23 protein-coding genes are annotated in these 23,132 nt (G+C 31.7%); 7 read left to right on the top strand and 16 right to left on the bottom strand.

The genetic code is table 11. From position 1 onward, the window contains the following. The first annotated feature begins 3 nt into the window (after nt 1–3). The 3 genes from MUA60_RS13975 (at nt 4) to MUA60_RS13985 (ending at nt 3,091) form a co-directional block, all read left to right on the top strand. On the top strand, nt 4–1,227 hold the full coding sequence (locus MUA60_RS13975; protein WP_262648769.1) for a tyrosine-type recombinase/integrase: 1,224 nt from the start codon (nt 4–6) through the stop codon (nt 1,225–1,227). Beyond that, entirely contained in the window at nt 1,228–1,797 is a 570-nt protein-coding gene (locus tag MUA60_RS13980; RefSeq protein ID WP_262648771.1) for a hypothetical protein, read from the top strand. 160 nt (nt 1,798–1,957) lie between these two features. Continuing rightward, a complete protein-coding gene (locus MUA60_RS13985; RefSeq protein WP_262648772.1) occupies nt 1,958–3,091 on the top strand; it encodes a hypothetical protein in 1,134 nt (377 codons plus the stop codon). Nucleotides 3,092–3,272: 181 nt separating this feature from the next. On the opposite strand, the gene MUA60_RS13990 is transcribed toward MUA60_RS13985, so the two are convergent. From MUA60_RS13990 to panD, 10 genes are all read right to left on the bottom strand, one after another. Beyond that, on the bottom strand, nt 3,273–4,484 hold the full coding sequence (locus MUA60_RS13990; protein ID WP_262648773.1) for an IS110 family RNA-guided transposase: 1,212 nt from the start codon (nt 4,482–4,484) through the stop codon (nt 3,273–3,275). Between the two features lie 291 nt (nt 4,485–4,775). Continuing rightward, nucleotides 4,776–5,738: an LCP family protein gene (locus tag MUA60_RS13995; protein ID WP_262648775.1), complete on the bottom strand. Its 963-nt coding sequence runs from the start codon at nt 5,736–5,738 to the stop codon at nt 4,776–4,778. A 247-nt stretch (nt 5,739–5,985) separates the two neighbouring features. After that, on the bottom strand, nt 5,986–6,276 hold the full coding sequence (locus MUA60_RS14000) for a hypothetical protein (protein ID WP_025905016.1): 291 nt from the start codon (nt 6,274–6,276) through the stop codon (nt 5,986–5,988). Nucleotides 6,277–6,558: 282 nt separating this feature from the next. Continuing rightward, the gene (locus MUA60_RS14005) at nt 6,559–7,410 is read right to left on the bottom strand and encodes a MurR/RpiR family transcriptional regulator (RefSeq protein ID WP_262648778.1); all 852 of its coding nucleotides are present in this window, start codon (nt 7,408–7,410) and stop codon (nt 6,559–6,561) included. A gap of 5 nt (nt 7,411–7,415) precedes the next feature. After that, a complete protein-coding gene (locus MUA60_RS14010) occupies nt 7,416–8,852 on the bottom strand; it encodes a PTS transporter subunit EIIC (RefSeq protein WP_262648780.1) in 1,437 nt (478 codons plus the stop codon). Between the two features lie 19 nt (nt 8,853–8,871). After that, entirely contained in the window at nt 8,872–9,756 is an 885-nt protein-coding gene (gene murQ / locus MUA60_RS14015; RefSeq protein WP_262648782.1) for an N-acetylmuramic acid 6-phosphate etherase, read from the bottom strand. After that, entirely contained in the window at nt 9,757–10,806 is a 1,050-nt protein-coding gene (locus MUA60_RS14020; protein ID WP_262648783.1) for a MupG family TIM beta-alpha barrel fold protein, read from the bottom strand. 268 nt (nt 10,807–11,074) lie between these two features. Then, nucleotides 11,075–13,504: an MMPL family transporter gene (locus MUA60_RS14025; RefSeq protein ID WP_262648786.1), complete on the bottom strand. Its 2,430-nt coding sequence runs from the start codon at nt 13,502–13,504 to the stop codon at nt 11,075–11,077. A gap of 186 nt (nt 13,505–13,690) precedes the next feature. Further along, nucleotides 13,691–14,050 carry a DUF1304 domain-containing protein gene (locus tag MUA60_RS14030; protein ID WP_025905022.1) on the bottom strand — a complete coding sequence of 120 codons (360 nt, stop codon included), beginning with the start codon at nt 14,048–14,050 and terminating at the stop codon, nt 13,691–13,693. Between the two features lie 12 nt (nt 14,051–14,062). Beyond that, nucleotides 14,063–14,446 carry an aspartate 1-decarboxylase gene (gene panD, locus MUA60_RS14035; protein ID WP_262648788.1) on the bottom strand — a complete coding sequence of 128 codons (384 nt, stop codon included), beginning with the start codon at nt 14,444–14,446 and terminating at the stop codon, nt 14,063–14,065. A 430-nt stretch (nt 14,447–14,876) separates the two neighbouring features. Here panD and MUA60_RS14040 point away from each other — a divergent pair, with 430 nt between their 5' ends. Beyond that, a complete protein-coding gene (locus tag MUA60_RS14040) occupies nt 14,877–15,233 on the top strand; it encodes a transcriptional regulator, SarA/Rot family (protein ID WP_262648791.1) in 357 nt (118 codons plus the stop codon). A 272-nt stretch (nt 15,234–15,505) separates the two neighbouring features. Here MUA60_RS14040 and uidA read toward each other — a convergent pair whose 3' ends face one another. The 4 genes from uidA to MUA60_RS14060 all read right to left on the bottom strand — a co-directional run bounded on the left by uidA (nt 15,506) and on the right by MUA60_RS14060 (nt 20,265). Continuing rightward, complete coding sequence (gene uidA, locus MUA60_RS14045) at nt 15,506–17,302, bottom strand: beta-glucuronidase (RefSeq protein ID WP_262648794.1); 1,797 nt, start codon at nt 17,300–17,302, stop codon at nt 15,506–15,508. A 24-nt stretch (nt 17,303–17,326) separates the two neighbouring features. After that, nucleotides 17,327–18,649, bottom strand: a complete 1,323-nt coding sequence (locus MUA60_RS14050) for a glycoside-pentoside-hexuronide (GPH):cation symporter (protein ID WP_394812727.1) — start codon at nt 18,647–18,649, stop codon at nt 17,327–17,329. Nucleotides 18,650–19,044: 395 nt separating this feature from the next. Continuing rightward, complete coding sequence (locus MUA60_RS14055; protein WP_262648796.1) at nt 19,045–19,683, bottom strand: helix-turn-helix transcriptional regulator; 639 nt, start codon at nt 19,681–19,683, stop codon at nt 19,045–19,047. Between the two features lie 138 nt (nt 19,684–19,821). After that, a complete protein-coding gene (locus tag MUA60_RS14060) occupies nt 19,822–20,265 on the bottom strand; it encodes a hypothetical protein (protein WP_262648798.1) in 444 nt (147 codons plus the stop codon). A gap of 76 nt (nt 20,266–20,341) precedes the next feature. Between MUA60_RS14060 and MUA60_RS14065 the strand changes: the two genes are divergently transcribed. From MUA60_RS14065 to MUA60_RS14075, 3 genes are read left to right on the top strand one after another with little or no spacing between them, the layout of a single operon-like run. Continuing rightward, nucleotides 20,342–20,893, top strand: coding sequence for a transposase (locus MUA60_RS14065; protein WP_262648800.1), 552 nt, complete (start codon nt 20,342–20,344; stop codon nt 20,891–20,893). Then, complete coding sequence (locus MUA60_RS14070) at nt 20,857–21,441, top strand: IS3 family transposase (RefSeq protein WP_262648802.1); 585 nt, start codon at nt 20,857–20,859, stop codon at nt 21,439–21,441. Before MUA60_RS14065 ends, MUA60_RS14070 begins: the two co-directional genes overlap by 37 nt. A gap of 57 nt (nt 21,442–21,498) precedes the next feature. Then, the gene (locus MUA60_RS14075) at nt 21,499–21,720 is read left to right on the top strand and encodes an IS3 family transposase (RefSeq protein WP_262648804.1); all 222 of its coding nucleotides are present in this window, start codon (nt 21,499–21,501) and stop codon (nt 21,718–21,720) included. A gap of 343 nt (nt 21,721–22,063) precedes the next feature. Here the strand turns inward: MUA60_RS14075 and tnpA are convergent, their stop codons facing one another. Together tnpA and MUA60_RS14085 are read right to left on the bottom strand one after the other, a co-directional pair. Beyond that, entirely contained in the window at nt 22,064–22,543 is a 480-nt protein-coding gene (tnpA, locus tag MUA60_RS14080) for an IS200/IS605 family transposase (protein WP_262648807.1), read from the bottom strand. Between the two features lie 186 nt (nt 22,544–22,729). Next, the gene (locus MUA60_RS14085; RefSeq protein WP_262648809.1) at nt 22,730–23,062 is read right to left on the bottom strand and encodes a YuzB family protein; all 333 of its coding nucleotides are present in this window, start codon (nt 23,060–23,062) and stop codon (nt 22,730–22,732) included. Nucleotides 23,063–23,132: the final 70 nt, after the last annotated feature.

The following is a 23,132-nucleotide window of genomic DNA, read 5'->3' on the forward strand; positions in this document are numbered from 1 at the left end:
TAAATGTGGGTGCGTGAATCAAAGGACAAAGACGGTAATACCAATTATCGCTATTTAGAACGCTACACTGATCCGTTAACAAATAAATATAAAACTGTATCTGTTATACGCAATAAAAACAATGTACGCAGTCAAAAAGATGCACAATTAGAACTAAATAGAATCATTGAACAACGTATTAAAGACCTAACTCCTAACACGCTTAAAACACTCACATTTCATAAAGCGTGTGATGAATGGCTGCAACATTACATCAAACACTCTGGCTCTAAAGAAACGACAATAAAAGAGAAAGAGAGTAATATCCGTACAGTTAAGAAATCTATAAAATCAGATATACTTATAACGAAAATAACTCACAAATACTTACAAGATGTTATAGATAACTGGTTTAATAGTGGGACTATGGGACGTTCACACATACAAGCGCTAATGATTGCTATACGTTCAGTGTTCAAATATATAGATAAGTATTACGGTAATTTAGATATTTCATTATTAGATAGAGTGGATATACCTAAAAAGGCTATCACTAGAGATGAGTTACAAGCAAAAAGAGAGAATTACCTAGAGGATAGCGAACTAAAAGAGTTGTTAGAGTGTATGGATTACCTCATTAAGAATAAAAAGCATGCTGGTCGCAAGCGCAACTATATGATGGTTAAATCTATAATAGAATTTCAAGCTAAAAACGGTATGCGTATAGGGGAACTTCTAGCCATTCAACCAGATAACATAGATTTTGATAATAAGACATTGCTAATTGATGGAACTATTGTGTGGAAGAAAGATAATGAAACGGGTGCATTTGGTGTAAAAGACACCACTAAAACAACTGCTAGTTATCGTACTATTGGCTTAACTACTCAAAGTCTCGCCATTTTAAAATCAATCATGCTAGATAACAAGAAAGAGAATCAATGGAATGAGCAGTTTATTGATAGAGGGTTTATATTCACTAATACTGCTGGTAGTCCAATGGATCTAAATAAGGTTAATAATATCATTGCAGAAGCAGTAGAGATTAGTTCTATTAAGAAACGAGTTACCACACATACACTACGACACCATCATATATCAACGCTGGCTCAGTTAGGCATAAACTTAAAAGCTATTCAAGACAGAGTGGGACATAGTGATTATAAGACAACACTAGCCATATACACGCATGTTACGGATAAAATGGCTCAAGATATGATGAATAAATTAGAAGGGATAGGGAGTTAGATGGAAAATAAAAATGACTTTAAGAATTTGAATATTATAGTTGGTAAAGAAAGTTATAATGACAAAAAAGATATATTTTCGACTGATGAAATAGATTCAAATAGTAAATCTTACTGTTTTTATGAAAAATTTAATACTGTAGCATTTATGATTAAGAATCAAACACCTTATAAACATACGTTTGAAAATATTCTAAATCTAATTTACTTCAATAAAAATAGTTCCCTAAGAAAACGATATACAGAAATTTTACGTGACAAGCAAAAGTTTATTGACGAAATGTATGAGAATAATATAGTTTTTATTAATCAAGATGAAATTTCTAATGTTAATCAACACTTATTGTTAAATTGTAACTCTATTTTAATTTGTGGTGTTGAGGCAGAGGAAAATATTAGTAAAATAATCAATCAAAGAACTGGATATAAACCTAAAATATTTTACGCTATACACCCTTCTCCAAAAAATGTTTCTGAAATTAGATATATTGATGATTGGGTTGATATAAAAACTACAGGGAAGTATGAATCTTATCATCATAAAGTTAAAAAGAATTTTATGATTAAATGAGCCAAAATCTCGGCTCTTTTTTTATATTCAAATTATCTATTTTTTCACACTCTGCGAAAAAATTGCGAAATTTTTATAAAAATATACACAAAAATAACCCTCTAGCCTGATTGCTAAAGGGTTTTGTTATACGTTATATATTATTGCTCTTCATTGTTCAATGAAGACTTTCTTTAGTGAAGAACATCAAAATCATTATAAACAAAATTTAGCTTTTTGTTTAAGTATGTTTTCAGATACGAGGATTATACCTGCCATAAAAATATATGATATTGATTATGAAGACGACAACTTTAAAAATAACTGGCATGAATTAATAGATGCCATTTACAATTATTTTTATAACAAGAACGGAGAAATCTTCTTTGATGTAGATTATAGTGATATTCATCATGTTAAAAAGCAAATTAGAGAAACAAAGATGAAATTACCTGATATACATATTGGAATAAATGCGCCAAATCCATTTCTGAATATATATGAAGAATTAGAGATTGATTTCTCACAATATGAAGATATTGATGCTTTTGCATTGAGTTATAACTTTAACGACTTGTATAACTTAGATGAAATCAACAATTATGATATCGCAGACATTACAAACCAACATACGAAACAACTCATTCAAAATATGGCTTATTTAAAATCAAAAGATAAACATGTTATTCCTATTGAATGGAATATATTAAACGGTGATACATATACCAGTAAAAGCTTTTATTTTAATGCGTCCATTATGTTAAAGCATTTAATGAGTATTACGAATTACATATCTGGTATAGGATTTTTGTTAATGGAAGAAGCCTCTGCTAAATATTCAGCCATTGAACAGCCTTTATCCTTATATTTAAAATATCACTGTAAAAGTCCAACGAATTATTTATTATCTATACTGAGTCATTTTAACGGTCATGAATTTTATGAAGGTCCAAACTATATAAAATTTGAAATTCACAATAAAATATTCTATTTATTATTTAACTATGAACTTTATCATCCGCATGATATCAACTATCAAAATAATATCGGAATTATATTATCTTATCGTGACATCCCATTTGATAAATTCAGAGTTACGAAAATTACTTTCGACCAAGACAATGGAAATATCTTTAAAGCGATTAGAAAGTTAGATCATACTCATGGTAACTTGGACTTCTTGAATACTGTATTATTAGATAGGTATTGTTCGCCAGATATAGAAATGGCAGATTATAATACAAATAAAATTGATGAAACTTATTTCTTAAAGACGAACGCTGTACAATTATTAATCGTACAAAATAGAGGATAGAAACACATAGTCAAACAAATTTATTAACAATCAAAAAAATCTTGGGCATCGGTTGATGTCCAAGATTTTTTCCTACGATTTGTCAACTACTACGTAGTAAAAAATATTTAAAATTGGCATCACTAAATAAGCCTTTATTATTTAATAATTTTTTCAATATGTTATGATTTAGATGAATATATTATCCGTGTGGAGACAAGTGATAATCATATTCTTTATTATTTATTACGAGATAATGAATGGTTTTAAGTAGTTTGTTAATGCAAGCTACTGATGCAGTCTTGTGGCCTTTGCCATTAGGCTGCTTTTTTAATTTGTAATAATAGTCGATAATATGATTTTTAAATAACCTTTGACCCAACAGAAAATTTTTAATGATTAAGTAAAATAATGATCTAGCATGTTTGTTTCCACGTTTGTTTATTTTATCTTTAAAATGCGTTTTACCAGACTGATATCTTTTTATATCAATACCTACATATGCATTCAATTGCTTATGAGAATCAAAGAATTTGATATCACCTAATTCGCCAATAATCATTATGGCAGTTAAATCACCAATGCCAGGAATAGATTTAATTATTTTAAATTCTTCAAATTCTTCAGCTAACATTAATAATCTTTGTTTTATAGAAGCATGCCGTTTCATTAGGCTTAATAAATCTTCAATCACATAAACTAATTTATCTGTTAAAAATGAATCTTTAGAAACAGAAGGATAACTGACCATAGAGAACTCTACGAGTTTATTTGCATATTGTGCTTTCTTTTTCTCTGATAGATTTTTTTCTGTACAACTATTAATTATCTTTTTTAGTTCTTCTATATCATTAGAATCAACAAAGTCCGGATGTGGGAACTTACTAGCTACTTGTAAAGCCAATTTTGAATATCTGTCCTTAAATAGGTTTTGTAATTCTGGAAAAGTCATATCTAGTAACTGAATCAATTGGTTTTTTAAGTAATTTTGTTGATTGTTAATTTCTTCATAGTATCTTGTCAGCTCTCTAATTTTTACATACTTTTCTTCCAATAAATTTCTAGAAGGTTTTTTGTTTATATTTTTAGCTAAAACAGCAAGTTTATGTGCATCAGATTTATCTGTTTTCCAGTTTCTTAAAGAATTAGTTAGTAATTTTGCCTCTAGAGGGTTAATTACACAAAACGAAATCTTATTAACGGTACAAAATTTCTCCAATACTTTTGAATATATACCAGTAGCTTCAAACAAGAAATATACTCCTGAGAAATTCTTTATATATTTCTTTAGTGAATCAAAACCATTATTATCATGGGTAATTTCAAATTCTTTAACAAATTCATTGTTTGAATAATGTGCAATAAAACTCTTTCCTTTTCCAACATCTATTCCAAAATATTCGATAAAAACCACTCCTAATCTTCTAATTTAAGAAGTTTTAACTTCACTGAACCTTACTTAGTTCATTTTCCTGTACACGATCTCAGTGGACCCAACATACTAAAATCGAATTCATAAGGAGAGTGAAGTTCTCCAGTTTTTATTACGGATTCTTTGACCCTAAAATCTATTCGGAGTACTTCTCTCTTCTACTATTTCATATTCTTAAAATAACTACCAACGGTAAGATAAAGAATATAAAAAAGTAGCGAAGCTCATCTACCGTCGTAGATTACTTCGCTACTAATCTTAGTATGTTTATATTTAATCTAATTCTAAGTTAGTACGATAGTTATCTACGACTTCTTTCTTACTTGAATCGCTAGGTACGAAATAATACAATCCATCATCTAGAATTGTATCTTGACCTTCTAATTGATTTCTATCAACATTATCTAATGCGTCACTATATTTAGATCTTAAACTATTAATTTGTGAAATTTTTAAATCTGTTTGAACATTATCACCTAATGTATCAAAGATTTGGTTGATTTTCGGTAATGAACCGATACTTACTAATTCTTTTGCTAATGCTTGGATAACAAGTTGTTGTCTTTCTTGTCTACCAAAGTCTCCACCAGCGCCATCTTCTTTTCTACTTCTAATAAATGCTAAAGCTTCGTCTCCATCAAGCTTATACTTTTGACCTTTAACATATGAATTACCTTTAACAGTAAATGTTGCATTACTTTTAACAGTTACGCCACCTGTTTGGTCTACTAATTCTTTAACACCATCCATATTAATCGTCGCATAATGGTCAATTGGTACATTCATTAATTTCTCTAAAGAATTAATAGCCATCTTTGGTCCACCATATGCATATGCATGGTTAATTTTCTCGACAGAATCTCTACCTACGATTTGAGCTCTCGTATCTCTAGGTACACTTACCATAACAGTCTTTTTCTTATCAGGATTGATAGATAATAATAAGATTGAGTCTGATCTTTCTTCTCCACCTGCTGCTGCTCTTGTTGAATCTGAATCTATTCCGAATAATGCGATAGATATCGGATCACCATTTGTATCTACTGCTTTCTTTCGTAATTCTGATTTATCTCTGTCTAATGGATTATGTATTGAATTACCTAATGCGAAGAATTTATAGACAAAAAATGCGATCACTAATAAAAATACGAGTAATAAAATAATGACGATTGTCGTTACTATTTTGAATGCAGTTGATTTCTTTTTCTTTGCAGAACGCTCATATTGGTTTGCCACGTGTTCTCAGTCCATTCTATTTTTTTCTTTATTATACATTTATTTATCCCATATTTCCATATTGAACACAATTACGTGCACAACTTAAATTTTATTTTAATAATTTTATATTTTATACAAAGATTTTCGACTTATTTCTGGAAAATCTATACATTATATGATAGAGTATTCTTGTAAATCTACAACGTTACTTGTTTTTTAATTTTAATGACATATTAAACGGGAAAGAGGATGAGATTCGGCAATCTCATCCTCTCTTTTTTCGTCTATTTGTTTTAGATTTAATAACTTTTGTTTCTATATTAAACTCATCAGGATATCTAATTCTTACAACATCCCCATAAAATAACCTTTGTTCTCCGTATCTTGTACATAAAGATAACTCTGGGTATACTTCTTCTACTTTTGCAATATAATTATATGACTTATCCCTTTTCAATACATCAATATAATAGCCAGGTTTAATACCTTTATTTGTTCCTGCATTAATAATAAATGACGTATCATCTAATATTCTTATAATTTCCACTTGTTTCATGATTTCACGCTAACTTTCTTTAATTCTTATTATATGAAATGTGATGATAAGCACTTAGATGACTGTTATGTTCGTTTCATAGAGTTGAAGAATATTTATATAATTTGTCTTATGCCATTTCTTTTCTTTAATATATTTAAACTTTTTTTAAATTATTTATATCATTACATTACATTTTTTGGCAATAGGTTTATTAGTTAAATTGTACTATTTTTTTATTATTTTTTCAATATAATACTTAATAGAAAGAGCATGGACAAACGTCCATGCTCTTTCAACATACTATTCAAGATACAATTCCACTGCATCTCTTGTTTTGCTCATCGTTACAACGTGTTCTTCATAATTTCTTGATAAATAACTATAGAAGAGAATATCTATTGTCATAAGTTGAGAGATAAGAGAACTTGTCGCTGCTAATCTTAAACTTTTTTCTGAACTTGCATCATGAATTAAATATATATCAGAAACTTTTGCTAAAGTAGACTGTTCTGACTGAGTTAAACCAACTATTTTTACACCATATTTTCGAGCTACTTTGGCTAAAGATAACGTCTCATGATTCTCTCCTGAATTCGATATACCAATCAGCACACAACTATCGCTATGTGAAGCAATGGCTGTAACTAAAAAGTGTGTGTCTAAAGAATGAATCACTTGCTTACCTATTCTAGTAAACTTCTGATACAAATCTTGAGCAACCAAACTTGAAGCACCCACACCAAATACGATAATCGTATCTGTAGCATATAATTGATCAACAACCTGCTCAATATGTTTACTCGAAATATTCTTTTCTGTCATTTCAAGTGTATGAGAAGCTCTTGTAATAAGCTTCTTACTAATTGAGTCGACTGTTTCATCTTGTTTAATTTCTTGATAAATACTTTGCTCATGTTGCGGTAAATATCTAGAAATTGCTAACTTCAGGTCTGTGAACCCTTTAAATTCAAGTTTGTGTGTACATCTAATAACAGAAGCTGCACTTGTATTTGTTAATTTGCCAAGTTCTTTAGCGCTCAAGTTAATTGTGTTCTCAGGATGTTCAATAAAATATTCTGCAATACGTTTTTCATGTTTTGTTAAACGTGGCATTTGTTCTTTTATAAATATGAGTAAATGTTGATGTTTCATATGTTTTAATCCTCTTCTGATTCTTGTGGTGCCGTCATTTCTTTATTCGTTCCAAATAAATATGTGGCTATGAATCCGCCAAGATATGCTGCTAGCAATCCTGCGATATATCCTAAATACATATTATCAGAAATAAGTGGAATAAGTGAAACGCCACTTGGTCCAATTGCTGATGCACCGATATGACCAATGCCACCGATAACTGCACCACCAACACCACCACCGATACATGCTGTGATAAATGGTCTACCTAAAGGAAGTGTTACACCGTAAATCAATGGTTCTCCAATGCCTAAAATACCAACTGGCAATGCCCCTTTAAGTAAGTTGATAATCTTTTTATTTTTTCTACATTTAAACCATAATGCAAATGCTGCACCTACTTGACCTGCGCCAGCCATAGCTAGAATTGGTAAGAGGTAAGTTGCACCAGATTGATTAATCATTTCAATATGAATCGGTGTTAATACTTGGTGTAATCCAAACATAACAAGTGGTAAGAACGTTGCACCTAGTACAAATCCACTAAATGCACCACCGATATTTAGAACCCAATCTATTACACCTAATAAGCCATTTGAAATAAAGCCGGCAATTGGCATGATTAAGAAAATTGTTGCTAGTCCCATAATAAATAGTGTAATCGTAGGCGTAACAATGATATCTACCGCACTTGGAACGATTTTGTGTAACCTTTTTTCAATTAAAGATAAAATCCAAACCGCAATGATAACACCAATGACACCACCTTGACCGGCAGCTAATGGTTCTCCATTAAAAATATTTTTAAGCGGACTTTCTGGATCCATACCCGTTAGCATGGTTGTACCACCAATAACACCACCTAAACCTGGTGTTGCACCAAATTCTTTTGCCGCATTAATACCCACATAAATCACGAGGTATGCGAAAATACCATTTTTAATGATATTGAATATTAATATGAACTGTTCCCATGTCGCACTATCTATTGTACCTGCCGTTAACATATTAGATAGTACTGCAGATATACCACCAATTAAACCTGCACCAACAAAAGCTGGAATTAATGGTACAAATATATTAGCAATAGATCTTAATACTTTTTTAAATGGTGTTTGATTCTTCTTATTAATACTTTGTTTAAATAAATTCGCTTCTTTTTCAACTTGTTCTTTATTAGATGCTTTATGCTTTATATCTTCACCTAAAGGAACCCCTATAATTGAACTCATTTCATTAGCTACTTTATTAACAGTACCTGGTCCAATCACAACTTGAAGCATGTCATCTTCTACTACACCCATTACGCCCTTTATATTCTTTAAACCTTCGACATCGACTTTACTGTAATCGACGATATTCATTCTGACACGTGTCATACAATGTATCACTTTGTCTAAATTATCTCTTCCCCCGACTTCTTTGAGAATATTTTGTGCAATCTCTCTTTCTTTTGACACAGCCTACACACCCCTTAATTTACGTATTTCTCACAAACCCCTTAGCTTGTTTAAGTCTTTCTAATGCTTGCTCTTTAGAAATGCGATGCATCCCCATTACTATTGCTACTTTCACTTGCTCATCACTCTGTTTGAATAATTTCTCACTATCTTCATCCGTTGTTTGTAATACTTCTTGAATCATGTTTACAGCTCTTTGTTTTAATTTTTTATTAGTTGGTTTAACATCAATCATTAAATTCTCGTATACTTTTCCTATACCAACCATTGCCCCTGTTGATATCATATTAAGAATTAATTTTTGAGCAGTACCTGCCTTCAATCTCGTTGAACCTGTCAATACTTCAGGACCGACATCTACTTGGACCGGATAATCTGCATGTTTACCAATTTCAGATGCTTTATTACATGTCACACAGCCAGTAGGTACATTTATACTTTGTGCGTATCTTAAACCACCTATTACATATGGTGTTCTACCACTGGCAGCTATCCCGATAACCGTATCATGTTCATTAATATTTAAATCTCTTAAATCTTGTTCTCCTAAACTTTCATCATCTTCTGCACCCTCAACAGCTACAGTCATCGCACTTGGACCACCAGCAATAAGTCCAACGACAACATCAGGTGTAACACCAAATGTTGGTACACATTCAGCTGCGTCTAATACACCTAATCGACCACTTGTACCTGCGCCCATATAAATTAATCTTCCACCATTATTTAAACCTTTAATAACTTGTGTAATTAATTGAGCAATTGCATGATTTTCTTCTTTAATAAACTGAGCCACTTTTTGATCTTCGTTATTCATAACATCAACAAATTGCTCAGGTGTTAATGTATCTAACTTAGACGAGTGCTCATTTCTTGATTCTGTCGTTAAACGACTGATATCCATTTATTCTTCCCCCTTCACAAACTGAAAAGCTGTACCTGCATCAATTAAATCTATACACGGTATATCTTGTTGACGTATATGTCCAATAACATTAACAGCTTCATGACGTTTTAAATCTTTATTGACGATTTGTAATTCATTCATATAGCGACCATACTTGTTATTATCTAAAGTGATCGCACCCCTTTTTCTTGCAACCGTGTTTTCAGGCAATATTTCAGATTTAAATACTTGTCGTCCTTCTTCCGCTCTAATCACATCTCTTGCTTTGTCTTTTCTATTATGAAAAATTCTCCCAATATAACTTTCTAAATGCTTTGTTTCAGATTGCACTTGAAGTGACACGATTCCTTTATGAAAGAAGTTGTTGAATTGATTAATCGTTGTTGTATCGATACCTGTATCCCCTATACAAATATCATCTACTCCTAAAGCTACTAATTCATGAGCAGCAACTAATGGGTGGCAATATCTATGATCTTCTAATGTAGGTAAGCCTTCATATACCGGACCTCTATATACCGTACCTGGTACAAAAGCTATAATTGAAACATCCGGGAATGCTGTCTTTAATTTTGTATTTTGCTTTATAAAGTAAGCTTTATCCAGTCCAGTTTCAGGACGAGGATAATAATTATGCGCAACCATAATTCGAGACATATCAATATCTTGATCTTTAAGTTCTTCCAATAAACTTATCGCATCAGTGCTCGCATTACAGACAATTTTGACTTCACTTAATAAAGAAATAATATCCGGAATCGCTAGAGAAATATCTAACCTTATATAATCAATACCTAAACTTTTTAATACTTCAGGTTGCTTATAAGAAAGCCCAAGATTTTGAAAAGCATGCGGACTCGCATCAGCTATAATCTCAACCTTATCACCAATAAGTAGCTTTAATTCCTTCAACCTTTCAAAATACAATTCCGAATCCTCTTCAGGAATTTGAAGAGAAGTAAATACATACTTGAAACCATGATTGAGCATCGTCTCAATATATACTTCATCGAATGCCTCACCTAAATATACCGAAAATCCTAACATATCAACACACCCCTATTGGAATCGTTTACATTATCTCATTTTTGAAGCAATATTTCAATGGTTAAAAGTTTTTGCGGAACTTTGTGAAATCACGTTACAGAATGTGGGGAGAGGTAGGTAAATTTGAATGTAATGGGCAAATCTCTTGGCTTTATTCACACTTTAAGCCAAGACTCTATTAAATTTAATACATTCATTCTCTAATATTCCTCCCCACCCAAAAAAAAACGCCGGAACTTCTGCTGTTCCGGCGTTTTTCCTTATTCTATTATTTCTTATTTATCAAACGTTCTACTAATTGGTTTACTTGTTCGATATTTTTAGTTTGTTGATTCAATATTTCTATGATTTCTTGATTATCAGTGCTCGTTTTAATATCTTCTTGAGTATTATGGTCTTGCTTACGACTATGTTGACGCAATGCTTCATATAATACTTCATCTTTATTTGCATCATCTATCTTATCGTATAGGGCTTTTGTTTTTGAACTTACTTCTATTGTTGTTGCATTTGTATTGTCTGTATCTGCTTCTTCTATAACATGATTATTCTCACTTAATGCATGACCTTCGATATCGATTTTAGGTAAAATTGCATTTAACCAATTTGGAATATACCATGATGCTCTACCAAATAATTTCGTCAATGCTGGAATAATTGTCATTCTTACGATAAATGCATCGAATAATACACCGAATGCCAATGCTATACCCATCGATTTAATCATCACATCATCTTGGAATACGAAGCTGATGAATACACTAAACATAATGAGTGCTGCTGCGACAATAACTGGTCCACTTTCTTTAAGACCGACTTTAATGGACTTCGTATTATTCATTGTACGTACATACTCTTCATGTACACGTGACATTAGGAATACTTCGTAATCCATAGCTAAACCAAATAACAGTCCTATTGTGATAACAGGTAAGAATGCTAATAATGGACCTGTTGTATCTACGCCAAACAGGCTACTCATAAAGCCATCTTGCATGATAAGTGTTGTAAATCCTAAAGTCGCTGCTAATGATAATACAAATCCTAGTACAGCTTTTAAAGGAATAATAATTGATCTAAATACAACCATTAATAACACGAAGGCTAATATTATAATAACGCCTGCAAATAACGGTATTGCATCGTTAAGTTTTTCAGACATATCTATATTAATCACACTTTGACCTGATATTTCTGTATCTAAATCATATTTGTCTTTTGCATCTTTATTATAATCTCTTAAATCATGAACTAAATCATATGTTGATTCTGCATTTGGCCCTTTTTCAGGAAGAACTGTCACAAGTGCATAGTCTTGATCTTTGTTCAATTGAGGCGGTGTGACAGTTTCAACATTTTTAATATCGTCTACATCTTTCATCAAATCTTGTAAATCTTTTTGTAATGCTTTTGGATTATCTTTTTTATCAGAAGTATCTACAAGCATGACGATTGGACCATTAAAGCCTTCTCCAAAATCGTCAGAAATAATATCATATGCTTTCTTCTCTGTAGAATCATTTGGTTTCATACCATTATCAGGTATACCTAAACGCATATGTGCAACAGGTAGTGCTGCTGCAATTAAAATAACAAATCCGATGATTAATGCTATCCACGGTTTTCCTACTACAAATTTTGACCATGGTGTATCCAAACTTTCATTTGAATGTATTTTACGTTTTTTCGGATGAATTTGTTTATGGAAGACACTAATTAGTGCTGGTAGTAAAGTAATGGCACTGAGTACAGCAAAGATAACACTTAGCGCTGATGCAAATCCCATTGTAGCTAAGAAATCAATACCCACTAATGCTAAACCACAGACAGCTATAACAACGGTAACCCCTGCAAAAATAACGGCACTTCCGGCTGTACCTAAAGCTAATCCAATTGCTTTAATATGATTTTTCTCAGTCTTAATAATTTGTCTATATCTAAATAAAATGAATAAAGCATAATCAATACCTAACGCTAAACCGATCATAACTGCTAATGATAACGTAACGTTTGGAATATCAAATGAATATGTAAGTAAAGCGATTGTACCAATACTAGAACCAAGTCCGATAACCGCACTTAATATTGGCATGCCCGCTGCAATAAATGATCCGAAAGTCACAAGTAACACAACGAAAGCAATTACGATACCAATAGCTTCAGAAGCGCCACCGACTTCAGTATTAGCAGTTAAAGCATTACCTGTTAATTCAGTTTGAATATCGTCATCATCTTCTAAAGATTTAACAGCATCTTTAACTTTATCAACGGAATCCGATTTAATTGAAGTTTGAGGTATTTTATAGTTGATATCTGCAAAAGCAGTTGTTTGATCTTTATTAATTTGTTTATTTTTATAAGGATCTGTCACTTCTTTAATATCATCATCTTTATCTTTTACTTCTTTTAAAGCTTTTTGAATATCTTGCATAACTTTTTTATCCGTTATGCCTTTTTTATCTTCACTTTTAAAAACAACTCTTATATTTGCCTTTTCACTATCTTGATTAAATTCTTTCTCAATCTTTTCATTCGTGTCGATTGATTTAATACCATTCATTGTAATATCGTTGTCAAATGTAGGTTTATTAATCGTTAATGGCGTCACGATTCCAGCTAATAAGATGACCCATACAAATATAGTTAACCACTTATGTTTAGCAATAAAAGAACCTAATTTGTATAAAAAGTTCGCCAAAATTATTTCCTCCCTTAAATCTACTATATAGTTTATGCATACAGTGTATACAACATAACGCTTATACTAACATCTGTAATATTCCTTAAAAAGAGATAAAATCCCAAATATGTATACTTTGTCTACACTTTTCAAAAATTGTAGAAAAGCTGTTAACAAAACGTTCACATTTGGGATTTCTGAGTTCTATATTAATAGTAGAATTAATGCAATAATTGCTGGTCCACCTTGTTTTAAAATAATAGACTTTGAACTTGTAAGGCTGCCATATATAGCTGCTAAAATAATAAATATTAACAGAACCGCTACAAACTCTTTAGGACTACTAGATAAAAAGGCACCATAAAATAATGACAATGCCAGTAAACCATTATAAATACCTTGGTTTTTAAGAAGTGTTTGAATATTTTTATCCTTTAACTCTTGTTGCTTCAAATTAAATGTTTCTGCCGTTTTTTTAGAAGTCGTAGCGATTGTTTCTAAATACATAATGTACAAATGTTCAACTGCTACAATCACAACAAAAATCGTTGCTAGAATACTCATATTAAGTCACCTCTATAGAATGATTTGACTTTCCTTTTCATGAATCATTTCAATAATTTCATTCTTTTCATTCATAACCGCTACTTTCGGCGCATGAGATCTTGCTTCTTCATCTGTTACTTGAACATAGTTCATAATAATAATCACATCATCTACTTGCGCAAGTCGTGCAGCAGCACCATTAAGACAAATTTTACCGCTTCCTCTTTCACCTTCAATAACATATGCTTCAAGTCTTGCCCCATTGTTATTATTAACAATCGCAACTTTCTCATTAGGCAAAATATCTACTGCATCTAATATGTCTGCATCTATTGTTATACTACCTACGTAATTAAAATTAGCTTCCGTAACTCTAGCACGATGAATCTTCCCGTTCATCATTGTTCTTATCATGAAATTCATCTCCATATATATTTTTATTTTTAATTTATTAATTTTGATACTCGTTATTATCATACAATGATATTTTAATCCGTCAACTATTATGTTCTTACACTTTTTATTTTATTTCTCTTCTATCACTATTATATATACTTCAAATAGAAAACATTTTTAATAAACAACTTTTTGATTTCAAACAAGATAATTATCATTTTATTTGTATAATACAATTATTTTTATAAATTTTCATTTTAATAAAATACATATGATTTTTTACTTATTATATTGCGTAAGTAGTTAATTTTTTGGTATTATTTAGGAGTAAACTATTTACTCTTTGAAAAATTCAACAAGTTTAAGACATTGCAATTTTACTTTTTTAAAAGATAGGAAAGACTTGAAAAAACAATTAAATTTAAAAATCAAATAATAGGAGGATAACATGGAAAACATTATTCATTATGAACTACTTAAAAAAGACATCTTCAATAGAATTTTTGATGAAACACATTTAAAACGCATGGATTTAATCACACTATTCTATCTTAACGAAATCAATGAAGAGGAAGTATACGTCCGTAAATTGCGCAGACTCATGTTTGAACCTTCTTCTTCAGAGTTAACTGGGGCTTTAAAATCACTCGAAGAACTGAAATACTTCAATAAAGTGAGAGATCCTTTAGATGAACGTTCTATCATTTTAAAAAATATCAACTATGATGCAATCAAAGAAACATTAAATACTTGCAAAATAATCACTTACGAAAATTTAGAAAAAATCAATAAAACTTCTAACTAAAGTATTACATATTCATTATTACGCTTAACAAACTGAAACGCCTGGGACATTTATATATCCCAGACGCGTTTTAATGTTTATATTGATTGTTTATCCATGATAAGATTTCATTATTCCGAATTGTGGTAATTAGAATGCGCTAACTATCATTATTCTGAATTCTGGTAATTAGGTGGGCGCTCTCTTACGGACATTTTTCGGAATTCTGTCCCTAACAACACCTCTTACGGACATTTCTCAGAATTCTGTCCCTAACAGCACCTACTTCACACTTATTTCTTCTTATATCCGAATTCTGGTATGTTATTCCAGCGCTTTCTGAAGTAATGTGCGACTGCTTTTGGTCTTCTTTCTCTAGTAAAGATACCTTTACGGTTTCCTTGTACGCGAATAACACCATTACTTGTTTCAAAGTCTGCGAAATTCCATACTTGCTCTCCTACAAAATTAGGACATTGATCAATGATTTCATGGTTTGCTTCGTAATACTTAACTTGGTACTCTTCTGTAAACATAATATCATCTATTGCATGTAAACCAACTACTGTATCTGCTCCATATTCTGTGAACATAATTGGTTTGTCTGGTTGTTTTTCTAGCCAACCGTCTAATTCTTGTCGCAATGCTTCTTTTGCCGCTTCTAAATCACCACTTTGTACATACCATCCATAATATCTATTTAGACAAAGAACATCTACTAAGTCTTGCACTTGGCACACATCTGGTAATGAATTCAGTAATGTCACAATCGTACATGGTCTATTTTGCGGATCTAGTTCTTTTGCAAGATTCACTAGTGGTTCAAAGTATTCTTTTGCCCCTAATGAAGCAGAGTCTGGTTCGTTTGCAATTGACCACATCACAACACATGCTAAGTTTTTATCTCGAGCAATCAATTCTTTAATCACTTGCTCATGATCTTCTTTCGTTCTAATTTTCTTCCATGTATCTGTATTTTGACTACCGTCTAATGCTGCTGAGAAATTCAAATGCACACCGACTGCTGTTGTTTCATCAATCACGACTACACCTTGTTCATCAGCAAGACGCATCATTTCTTCAGAATATGGGTAATGTGAAGTTCTAAATGAATTGGCACCTATCCATTTCATTAAATTTAAATCTTGAATATTAGAAACTTCATTCAAACCTCTTCCGTGATAATAAGTATCTTCATGTTTACCAAATCCTTTAAAGTAGAACGGCTCATCATTAATGAGAAACTGGCCATTTTTCACTTCAATTGATCTTACACCAAATGGTTCCTCATAATAATCTATCACTTCATCATCACCTTTAATAGATACTGCTAACGTATATTGATAACCATCACCTGGCTGCCATAAATGAACATTTTCAATTTCTACCGTACTTTCCGCACCATCTTGAGTCGCTACGATATGACCTTCTTGATCTATAATATCCACCTGTATAGATTGATTGCCTGATGCTTTAACCGTATATTCTACTTGTGCATTTTGACCATCTACATGCGGTACGATGACAATATCTTCTATATAATGTTCTTTTGGTGTTGTATAAATTTTCACTGGTCTATGTAAACCTGCATAGTTAAAGAAATCGAAGTTCGGTTCATTAACTGCTTTAATATTTCCTTTTGAATCTTTAACTTCTTTAAAATTACCAACTGGAAGTGTTGAATCATCAAGTATATTATTGACGATAACTGTTAATCGGTTTTTCCCTTTTTGTACAACATCATTGATTTCAACTTCGAATGGTAAGAATCCACCTCGATGTGACACAACTTTTTGACCGTTCACAAATACTTCTGCTTCATGTGTAGCTGAACCAAATCTGAACACTTGTCTTTCTTGTTGTAATACGTTAGGAATTGTAAAAGTTGTTTCATAGACGACTTTACCGACATGATTTCTAATAGATGATACAACACCTTGGTCGTTATAAGAACCTGGTACTGCCATTTGTAGATCTGTATCAATTTCAGTTGTAACGTCATATTCACCTTTATATTCAATCAATTTAAAAGACCAAATACCTGATAAATCAATCACATTTCTCGTTTCTGTCATAATTGGATATAGCATACAACATTCTCCTTTATCTATTTATTATAGTTTTTCAAATAATGCGAGTTCTGAAACAATTCGTTTATGTTTTTTATCTGTAAGCGTATAGAACAGTCCAAATATGATGAGTGCTAATAATACTGCAACGCCTGGCACGATGAAATAAAGTATTTTCAAACCATGTATTGTGCCTGCTGTTTGCTGAACATTCGGTTGATAGCCGATAATCGTTAAAGCCATACCCGGAATAAATCCAGCTAAAGCTTGTGACACTTTACGCGCAAAGCTATAACTTGAATAAATAATCCCTTCAGATCTAACACCTGTTTTCCATTGTGAATAATCTACAATATCACTGATAAAAGCCCAAACAACTGTATTCGGTATAACAAGGAAAAATTGTGATATACAGTTAATAATTAAGAATGTTATCACATGTTCACCACTGATTAAGAAGTTTGCCGCTTCAGCAATCGCAAACCCTAATAGCCCGATGATCGCTGTATATTTCTTACCAATTTTTTTATTAAGAAAAGTTGTTAAGAATAACGCCGGAATTAACGTGATAATATTTAATACACTTACGATACCTACTAAATTCTGTTCGCCTAATACATATTGGAAATAGTACAGTTGTGATTGTTGTTTTAAAAAGAGTGATGTAATACTGAGCAATGTAAATATAATTAAAATGATAAAAGGTCCGTTTTTAAAGAGTCCTTTAAACGCTCTCAATTCACTGCCTTTCTTTTCATTTTCATCTCTTTCAACGATAAATCTTTCTTTAACACCTTTGTAACATAGAATATGGAATATCACACCTATCAGTGCTAAACCATCGATCACGACTGGATAACCAACAGACACACTATCAAAGAGCGATATCATTGGAATAACGATGATACCTGTTATAAACATCGCACCTTGAGAACCGAAATTTCTAAATACTGATAATTGTGTTCTATCGTCTGAATTCAAAGTCATTGAAGCTGATAATGAACCATATGGTATATTCACGACTGAATATGCAACATTAAATAATAAATATGTCGCAAACGCCCAAATAATTTTACCTTGATCAGAAAAATCCGGTGAAATAAATGAAACAATCGTTAAAAATGCAAGTGGTAAAGTACCATATAATATAAATGGTCTAAATTTACCTTTTGGACCGATTTTATTTCTAGAATCTACTAATGCGCCAACACCCGTATCGACAAAAGCATCAAAAAGTTTAGCAACTAAGAACACTAAACCTCCGTAGAATGATGAAATACCTAATACATCTGTGTAGAACTTCAGTAAATAAATTAAACCTAAATCAAACATGAGACCATTACCAAAATCTCCGGCACCATATGCCATTTTCTCTCTTAAAGATAGTTTAGGTTTGTTAATATCCTTAAATGTTTCAATTTTTGTTTTCCCTTTATTTGCTTGGTGACTAGTTGTTGTTTTTACAGTGCTAATAACAACACCCTCTCAATAATTTGGGTAAGCGCTTACATAAATAAACTCGAATCTACGAGTTCATTATAATTCTATTAGCATTCGATGAAAATCATCACACAAAGTAACAACGTTGTTATTAGAATTAACAAGACTTCAAAAACGCTTATATATCAAGGTTTATAGCGATATGATATTCACACACCAGTTGCCTAAAAAGAATACGATAAGCGACATTTTTCTATTTAATTTATACGATAAATCATATATGATAATATCATTATTTTGTTATTCATAACACAATTACGAACTTAATTATGTGAATTCTCAGTTTTTAAAGATTTTCTATAACTTAGTGGTGTTTCACCATACATTTTTTTAAACAAACTAATAAAATAATGTGTATGTTGAAAACCCATATACGCTGCAATTTCTTGTACATTCATATTTGTCTTAATCACCAAGTCTTTTGCGAGGTCTAAACGAAGCTCATTAATATATTGAATCACACTTTTACCGATTTCTTGTTTAAATAATCTTGAAAGATATGATGTTGATACACCTAGATTTTCACAAATATCATCTAACGAAATGTCTGTATGAATGTATTTATGAATATATTGTATGGCTGATTTAACATGTGCTGAATATTGAATAGCCCGTACTTTCTGTGCAGCTTTAGCGTAATTGCAGCAAATTTCTTCTAACAATAATGCTCTTTCTTTATCATCAGACACGTTGGCAATCATTCTCGCATGAGTTTTCGACATATCATCAATCGTTAAATAATCTACCCCAGCCGCTTCAATCGCTTTTCTACCAAGTGTATTCGTTAAAGTTGCAGCATATAAGAAGTTATCCATTTTAGTACTCAATCTTTCAAGTCCTTGAACTTTATCATTTAATTGCCTGTTTAACTCTAGTACTTCTTCAACTCTCCCATATTGCATAGCGAGCATCATTTGATTTTCAAGTTTATAGCGGTCCTCTAATTCTTTAAGTAAATAAGTCTTTGAAATTGGTTGTTGAATGATTTGATCTTGATCCGTTTCATCTATATGTACCTCAACAACATCATAATTTCTTTTTTACTGATGAACATGGCGACCGACTAATTTAGCAAAGCGAACAATTTGTTGATAATGATCAGTAGAAATCCCCGTTAAATAATGTTTTAATATTTTCAAATCTGCACTAGAACGCCTTTGTTCTTCCAACATATTTAGACATTCTTTCTCTGAAGGTCGCTTTAATACGAACGGACCAAATAAAATAATCTCATTTATATTATGAAATTTCATCACCATAAAATGAATACCATAACCATTAATCATATGATAAATCTTTTTAGAACTCAGACCCTTTATCCATTTATAAATCTTTCGTTGAAACTTTTTTGATTTCACATTATCAAATGGTGTCGCAAGAACTTTAACAACATCTTCAATATCTTCAACATTAAACACATTTAAATGGATACTCAAAATTTGTTCAGCAACATCCCTATGCCATTGCAATAAAGTCTTCTCCACAATAACACTCCCCTCAACTAGGTACTGCACCCCTAAAGTTAGAGTAAAAAAAACTAACTTTAGGGGGTGTTTTAATATGACAAAATATAGTGATGAATTTAAGTTGAAAGTTGTAAGAGATTATCTAGATGACCATTATGGTTATCGAAAATTAGCTAAAAAATATAATATACCTGATAAAATTATTATACGAACATGGGTAAAAGCCTTTCAATCATTCGGTGTAGATGGCATTAAAAAGAAACAGAAAAAGACAGTTTATTCTGTTACATTCAAAATAAATGTATTAAACTATATGAAAAGAACAGGCGATTCCTTCCAAGATACAGCGATTAAATTTGGCCTAAATACCCCATCTATTATTGTGCGATGGAAAAAGATATATGACAAAGAAGGTGTGGAAGGACTCGAAAAGCCGAAAGGACGACCTCCCATGAAAAAGAAGAAACAGAAGAAATCTAATCAAAACCTATCACGAGAAAAAGAGTTAGAGCTAGAAAATGAAAATCTTCGATTAGAGAATGCTTATTTAAAAAAGTTGAACGCTTTTCGAGAGAATCCGAGTGCCTTTCTAGAAAAGCACAAGCAGCAGTGGCATTCGAACTCAAAGAAGAAGGATTCAAATTAAAAGATATCTTAGTAAAGGTTGGTATACCAGAAGCAACCTATCATTACCATGCCAAACAATTACAAAAGGAAGATTTAGATAAAGGTTGGAAGAAAAAGATCATTGAACTTTTTCAAAAACACAACGGTAAATACGGCTATCGTCGTATATATTTAGCTTTGAGAAATCAAGGTTATCTCATTAACCATAAGAAAGTACAACGAATTATGCGAGAACTAGGATTAAAATGTCAAAAATTCACACGTAAATCACGCTATCAATCATACAAAGGTACAGTTGGTAAAGTGGCTGAAAATCGCTTGAATCGTAAATTCCATCCATCTATTCGACTTCAAAAATTAGTGACAGATATCACTGAATTTAAATGTGCTGAAGAACAAAAATTATATCTCAGCCCTATTATGGATTTATACAATGGGGAAATCATTTCTTATGGTATATCCAGAAGACCAACATTAGACTTAGTACTTCAATCATTGGATAAAGCAGTTACAATCATTAAGCATGAAGCACCATATCGTACGACGATACATTCTGATCAAGGTTAGCATTATCAGCATAATGCATGGATTAGAAGATTATCGGAACAAAGGATTTATCAAAGTATGTCACGTAAAGCGACGTGTGCGGATAATGCTTCTATGGAGAATTTCTTTGGCATCATGAAGCAGGAAATGTATCATGGAGAAGAACTTGTTAACTATGAAACATTAAAAAGAAGAATTGAGGATTACATCTATTGGTATAACAATGAACGTTTGAAATTAAAATTGGCTGGACGAAGTCCAGTACAATACCGAACTCAATCCAGCCAATTAATAGCATAATGGAAACTCTAACTTTGGGGGTCACTACCGATGTGGGAGTAAAATAAAAACACTTTCGTTGGTTCCATACGTTTTATAATTTCAGGTGTACATAGTGTCTTGTTTGTTATCGCAGACTTTGTACATAAAGGATATTTATCAAAAGAGAACAATAGCTATAACATATTAAATATGAATGAACTAAAAAAAATTAGCAAACATATAATATGGTATAATCAAAACCACCCGTTTAACGGGTGGTTTGTTCTGCGGCTATAAGCCTCTATTACTGACCAGCCCTAAAAGGGCACTGAGAAGATCAGCCAAATGTACTACTTTCCCAGCAACCCTTAAAAGGGTTGTTTTATTTTTTCTTCTTTCGAGTTTCTTCCCCAGTAAAAGGATCTATGTACTCTATCATTGTTAACTGTTCTGCTACTATATCCTCTTGTAATTGATTTCTTATATAATTTTCTATCACTTTTTTATTTCTACCAACTGTATCTACATAAAATCCTTTACACCAAAATTTTCTGTTACCATATCTATACTTTAAATGGGCATGTCTATCAAATATCATTAAGCTCCTCTTACCTTTTAAATAACCTACAAATTGAGAAACACTTAACTTTGGTGGAATGCTAACTAACATATGAATATGATCTTTACATGCTTCAGCTTCTATTATTTCTACACCTTTTCTTTCACACAATTGTCTTAAAATAATACCAATATCTCTTTTAATTTTCCCATAAATAATTTGTCTACGATATTTTGGTGCAAACACAATGTGGTACTTACAATTCCATTTTGTATGTGCTAAACTGTTTGTGTCTGATGACATTTAATGCATCTCCTCGTGTTGTTAATTTTGGTTGGCTGACCAAATATTATTCTAGCATGTAGAGATGCATTTTTTAATACAACGGTGAAACCATACTGTACCATACGCATAGCGTATGGTTTTAATTTCACAAAAAAAATCCCCCACTACATGTTGTAGTGGGGGGATTTATAGCTAATATTTATATTATGACTGTGTCTTTTTCAACTTCTTATTTAACTTCTCGTCTAATTCTTTTTGTCGACGTTTTCGTTCTTCATTTCTAAGTCGCAATCTTTCTTCTTCTGGATCGCGTTTCTTTTGAAGTTGTTTTTGGATTTTTTCCATTAGTTCGTCTTCTGTTAAAGCGGCACATGGGCGGTTATTTACGAATGCGAATGTCTTTCTTCTACCTGGTCCACAATATGATTGGCATGCTACTTCTATTTCAGCTTCTGGGTCTAATTTTTTAATTTTTTTCAAAAGTGATGGCAAGTTAACGGCTTGGCAATCATCGCAGACTTGAAATTTATTTCGCATTTGTTTCCCCACCTTTCTTAATTGTTAATTTTGCAATAAATTATTATACCACCTTAACAGTTGTTTGAGA

The organism is Mammaliicoccus sciuri, assembly GCF_025561425.1.
Taxonomy (GTDB): Bacteria; Bacillota; Bacilli; order Staphylococcales; family Staphylococcaceae; genus Mammaliicoccus; species Mammaliicoccus sciuri_A.

Excerpts from the sequence above, each read along its gene's own strand:
- MUA60_RS13975 (WP_262648769.1), top strand. The coding sequence starts at position 4 with ATGTGGGTGCGTGAATCAAAGGACAAAGACGGTAATACCAATTATCGC.
- MUA60_RS13980 (WP_262648771.1), top strand. The coding sequence starts at position 1,228 with ATGGAAAATAAAAATGACTTTAAGAATTTGAATATTATAGTTGGTAAA.
- MUA60_RS13985 (WP_262648772.1), top strand. The coding sequence starts at position 1,958 with ATGAAGACTTTCTTTAGTGAAGAACATCAAAATCATTATAAACAAAAT.
- MUA60_RS14000 (WP_025905016.1), bottom strand. The coding sequence starts at position 6,276 with ATGAAACAAGTGGAAATTATAAGAATATTAGATGATACGTCATTTATT.
- MUA60_RS14005 (WP_262648778.1), bottom strand. The coding sequence starts at position 7,410 with ATGAAACATCAACATTTACTCATATTTATAAAAGAACAAATGCCACGT.
- murQ (WP_262648782.1), bottom strand. The coding sequence starts at position 9,756 with ATGGATATCAGTCGTTTAACGACAGAATCAAGAAATGAGCACTCGTCT.
- MUA60_RS14020 (WP_262648783.1), bottom strand. The coding sequence starts at position 10,806 with ATGTTAGGATTTTCGGTATATTTAGGTGAGGCATTCGATGAAGTATAT.
- MUA60_RS14030 (WP_025905022.1), bottom strand. The coding sequence starts at position 14,050 with ATGAGTATTCTAGCAACGATTTTTGTTGTGATTGTAGCAGTTGAACAT.
- panD (WP_262648788.1), bottom strand. The coding sequence starts at position 14,446 with ATGATAAGAACAATGATGAACGGGAAGATTCATCGTGCTAGAGTTACG.
- MUA60_RS14040 (WP_262648791.1), top strand. The coding sequence starts at position 14,877 with ATGGAAAACATTATTCATTATGAACTACTTAAAAAAGACATCTTCAAT.
- uidA (WP_262648794.1), bottom strand. The coding sequence starts at position 17,302 with ATGCTATATCCAATTATGACAGAAACGAGAAATGTGATTGATTTATCA.
- MUA60_RS14050 (WP_394812727.1), bottom strand. The coding sequence starts at position 18,649 with ATGGCATATGGTGCCGGAGATTTTGGTAATGGTCTCATGTTTGATTTA.
- MUA60_RS14055 (WP_262648796.1), bottom strand. The coding sequence starts at position 19,683 with ATGCAATATGGGAGAGTTGAAGAAGTACTAGAGTTAAACAGGCAATTA.
- MUA60_RS14065 (WP_262648800.1), top strand. The coding sequence starts at position 20,342 with ATGACAAAATATAGTGATGAATTTAAGTTGAAAGTTGTAAGAGATTAT.
- MUA60_RS14075 (WP_262648804.1), top strand. The coding sequence starts at position 21,499 with ATGTCACGTAAAGCGACGTGTGCGGATAATGCTTCTATGGAGAATTTC.
- tnpA (WP_262648807.1), bottom strand. The coding sequence starts at position 22,543 with ATGTCATCAGACACAAACAGTTTAGCACATACAAAATGGAATTGTAAG.
- MUA60_RS14085 (WP_262648809.1), bottom strand. The coding sequence starts at position 23,062 with ATGCGAAATAAATTTCAAGTCTGCGATGATTGCCAAGCCGTTAACTTG.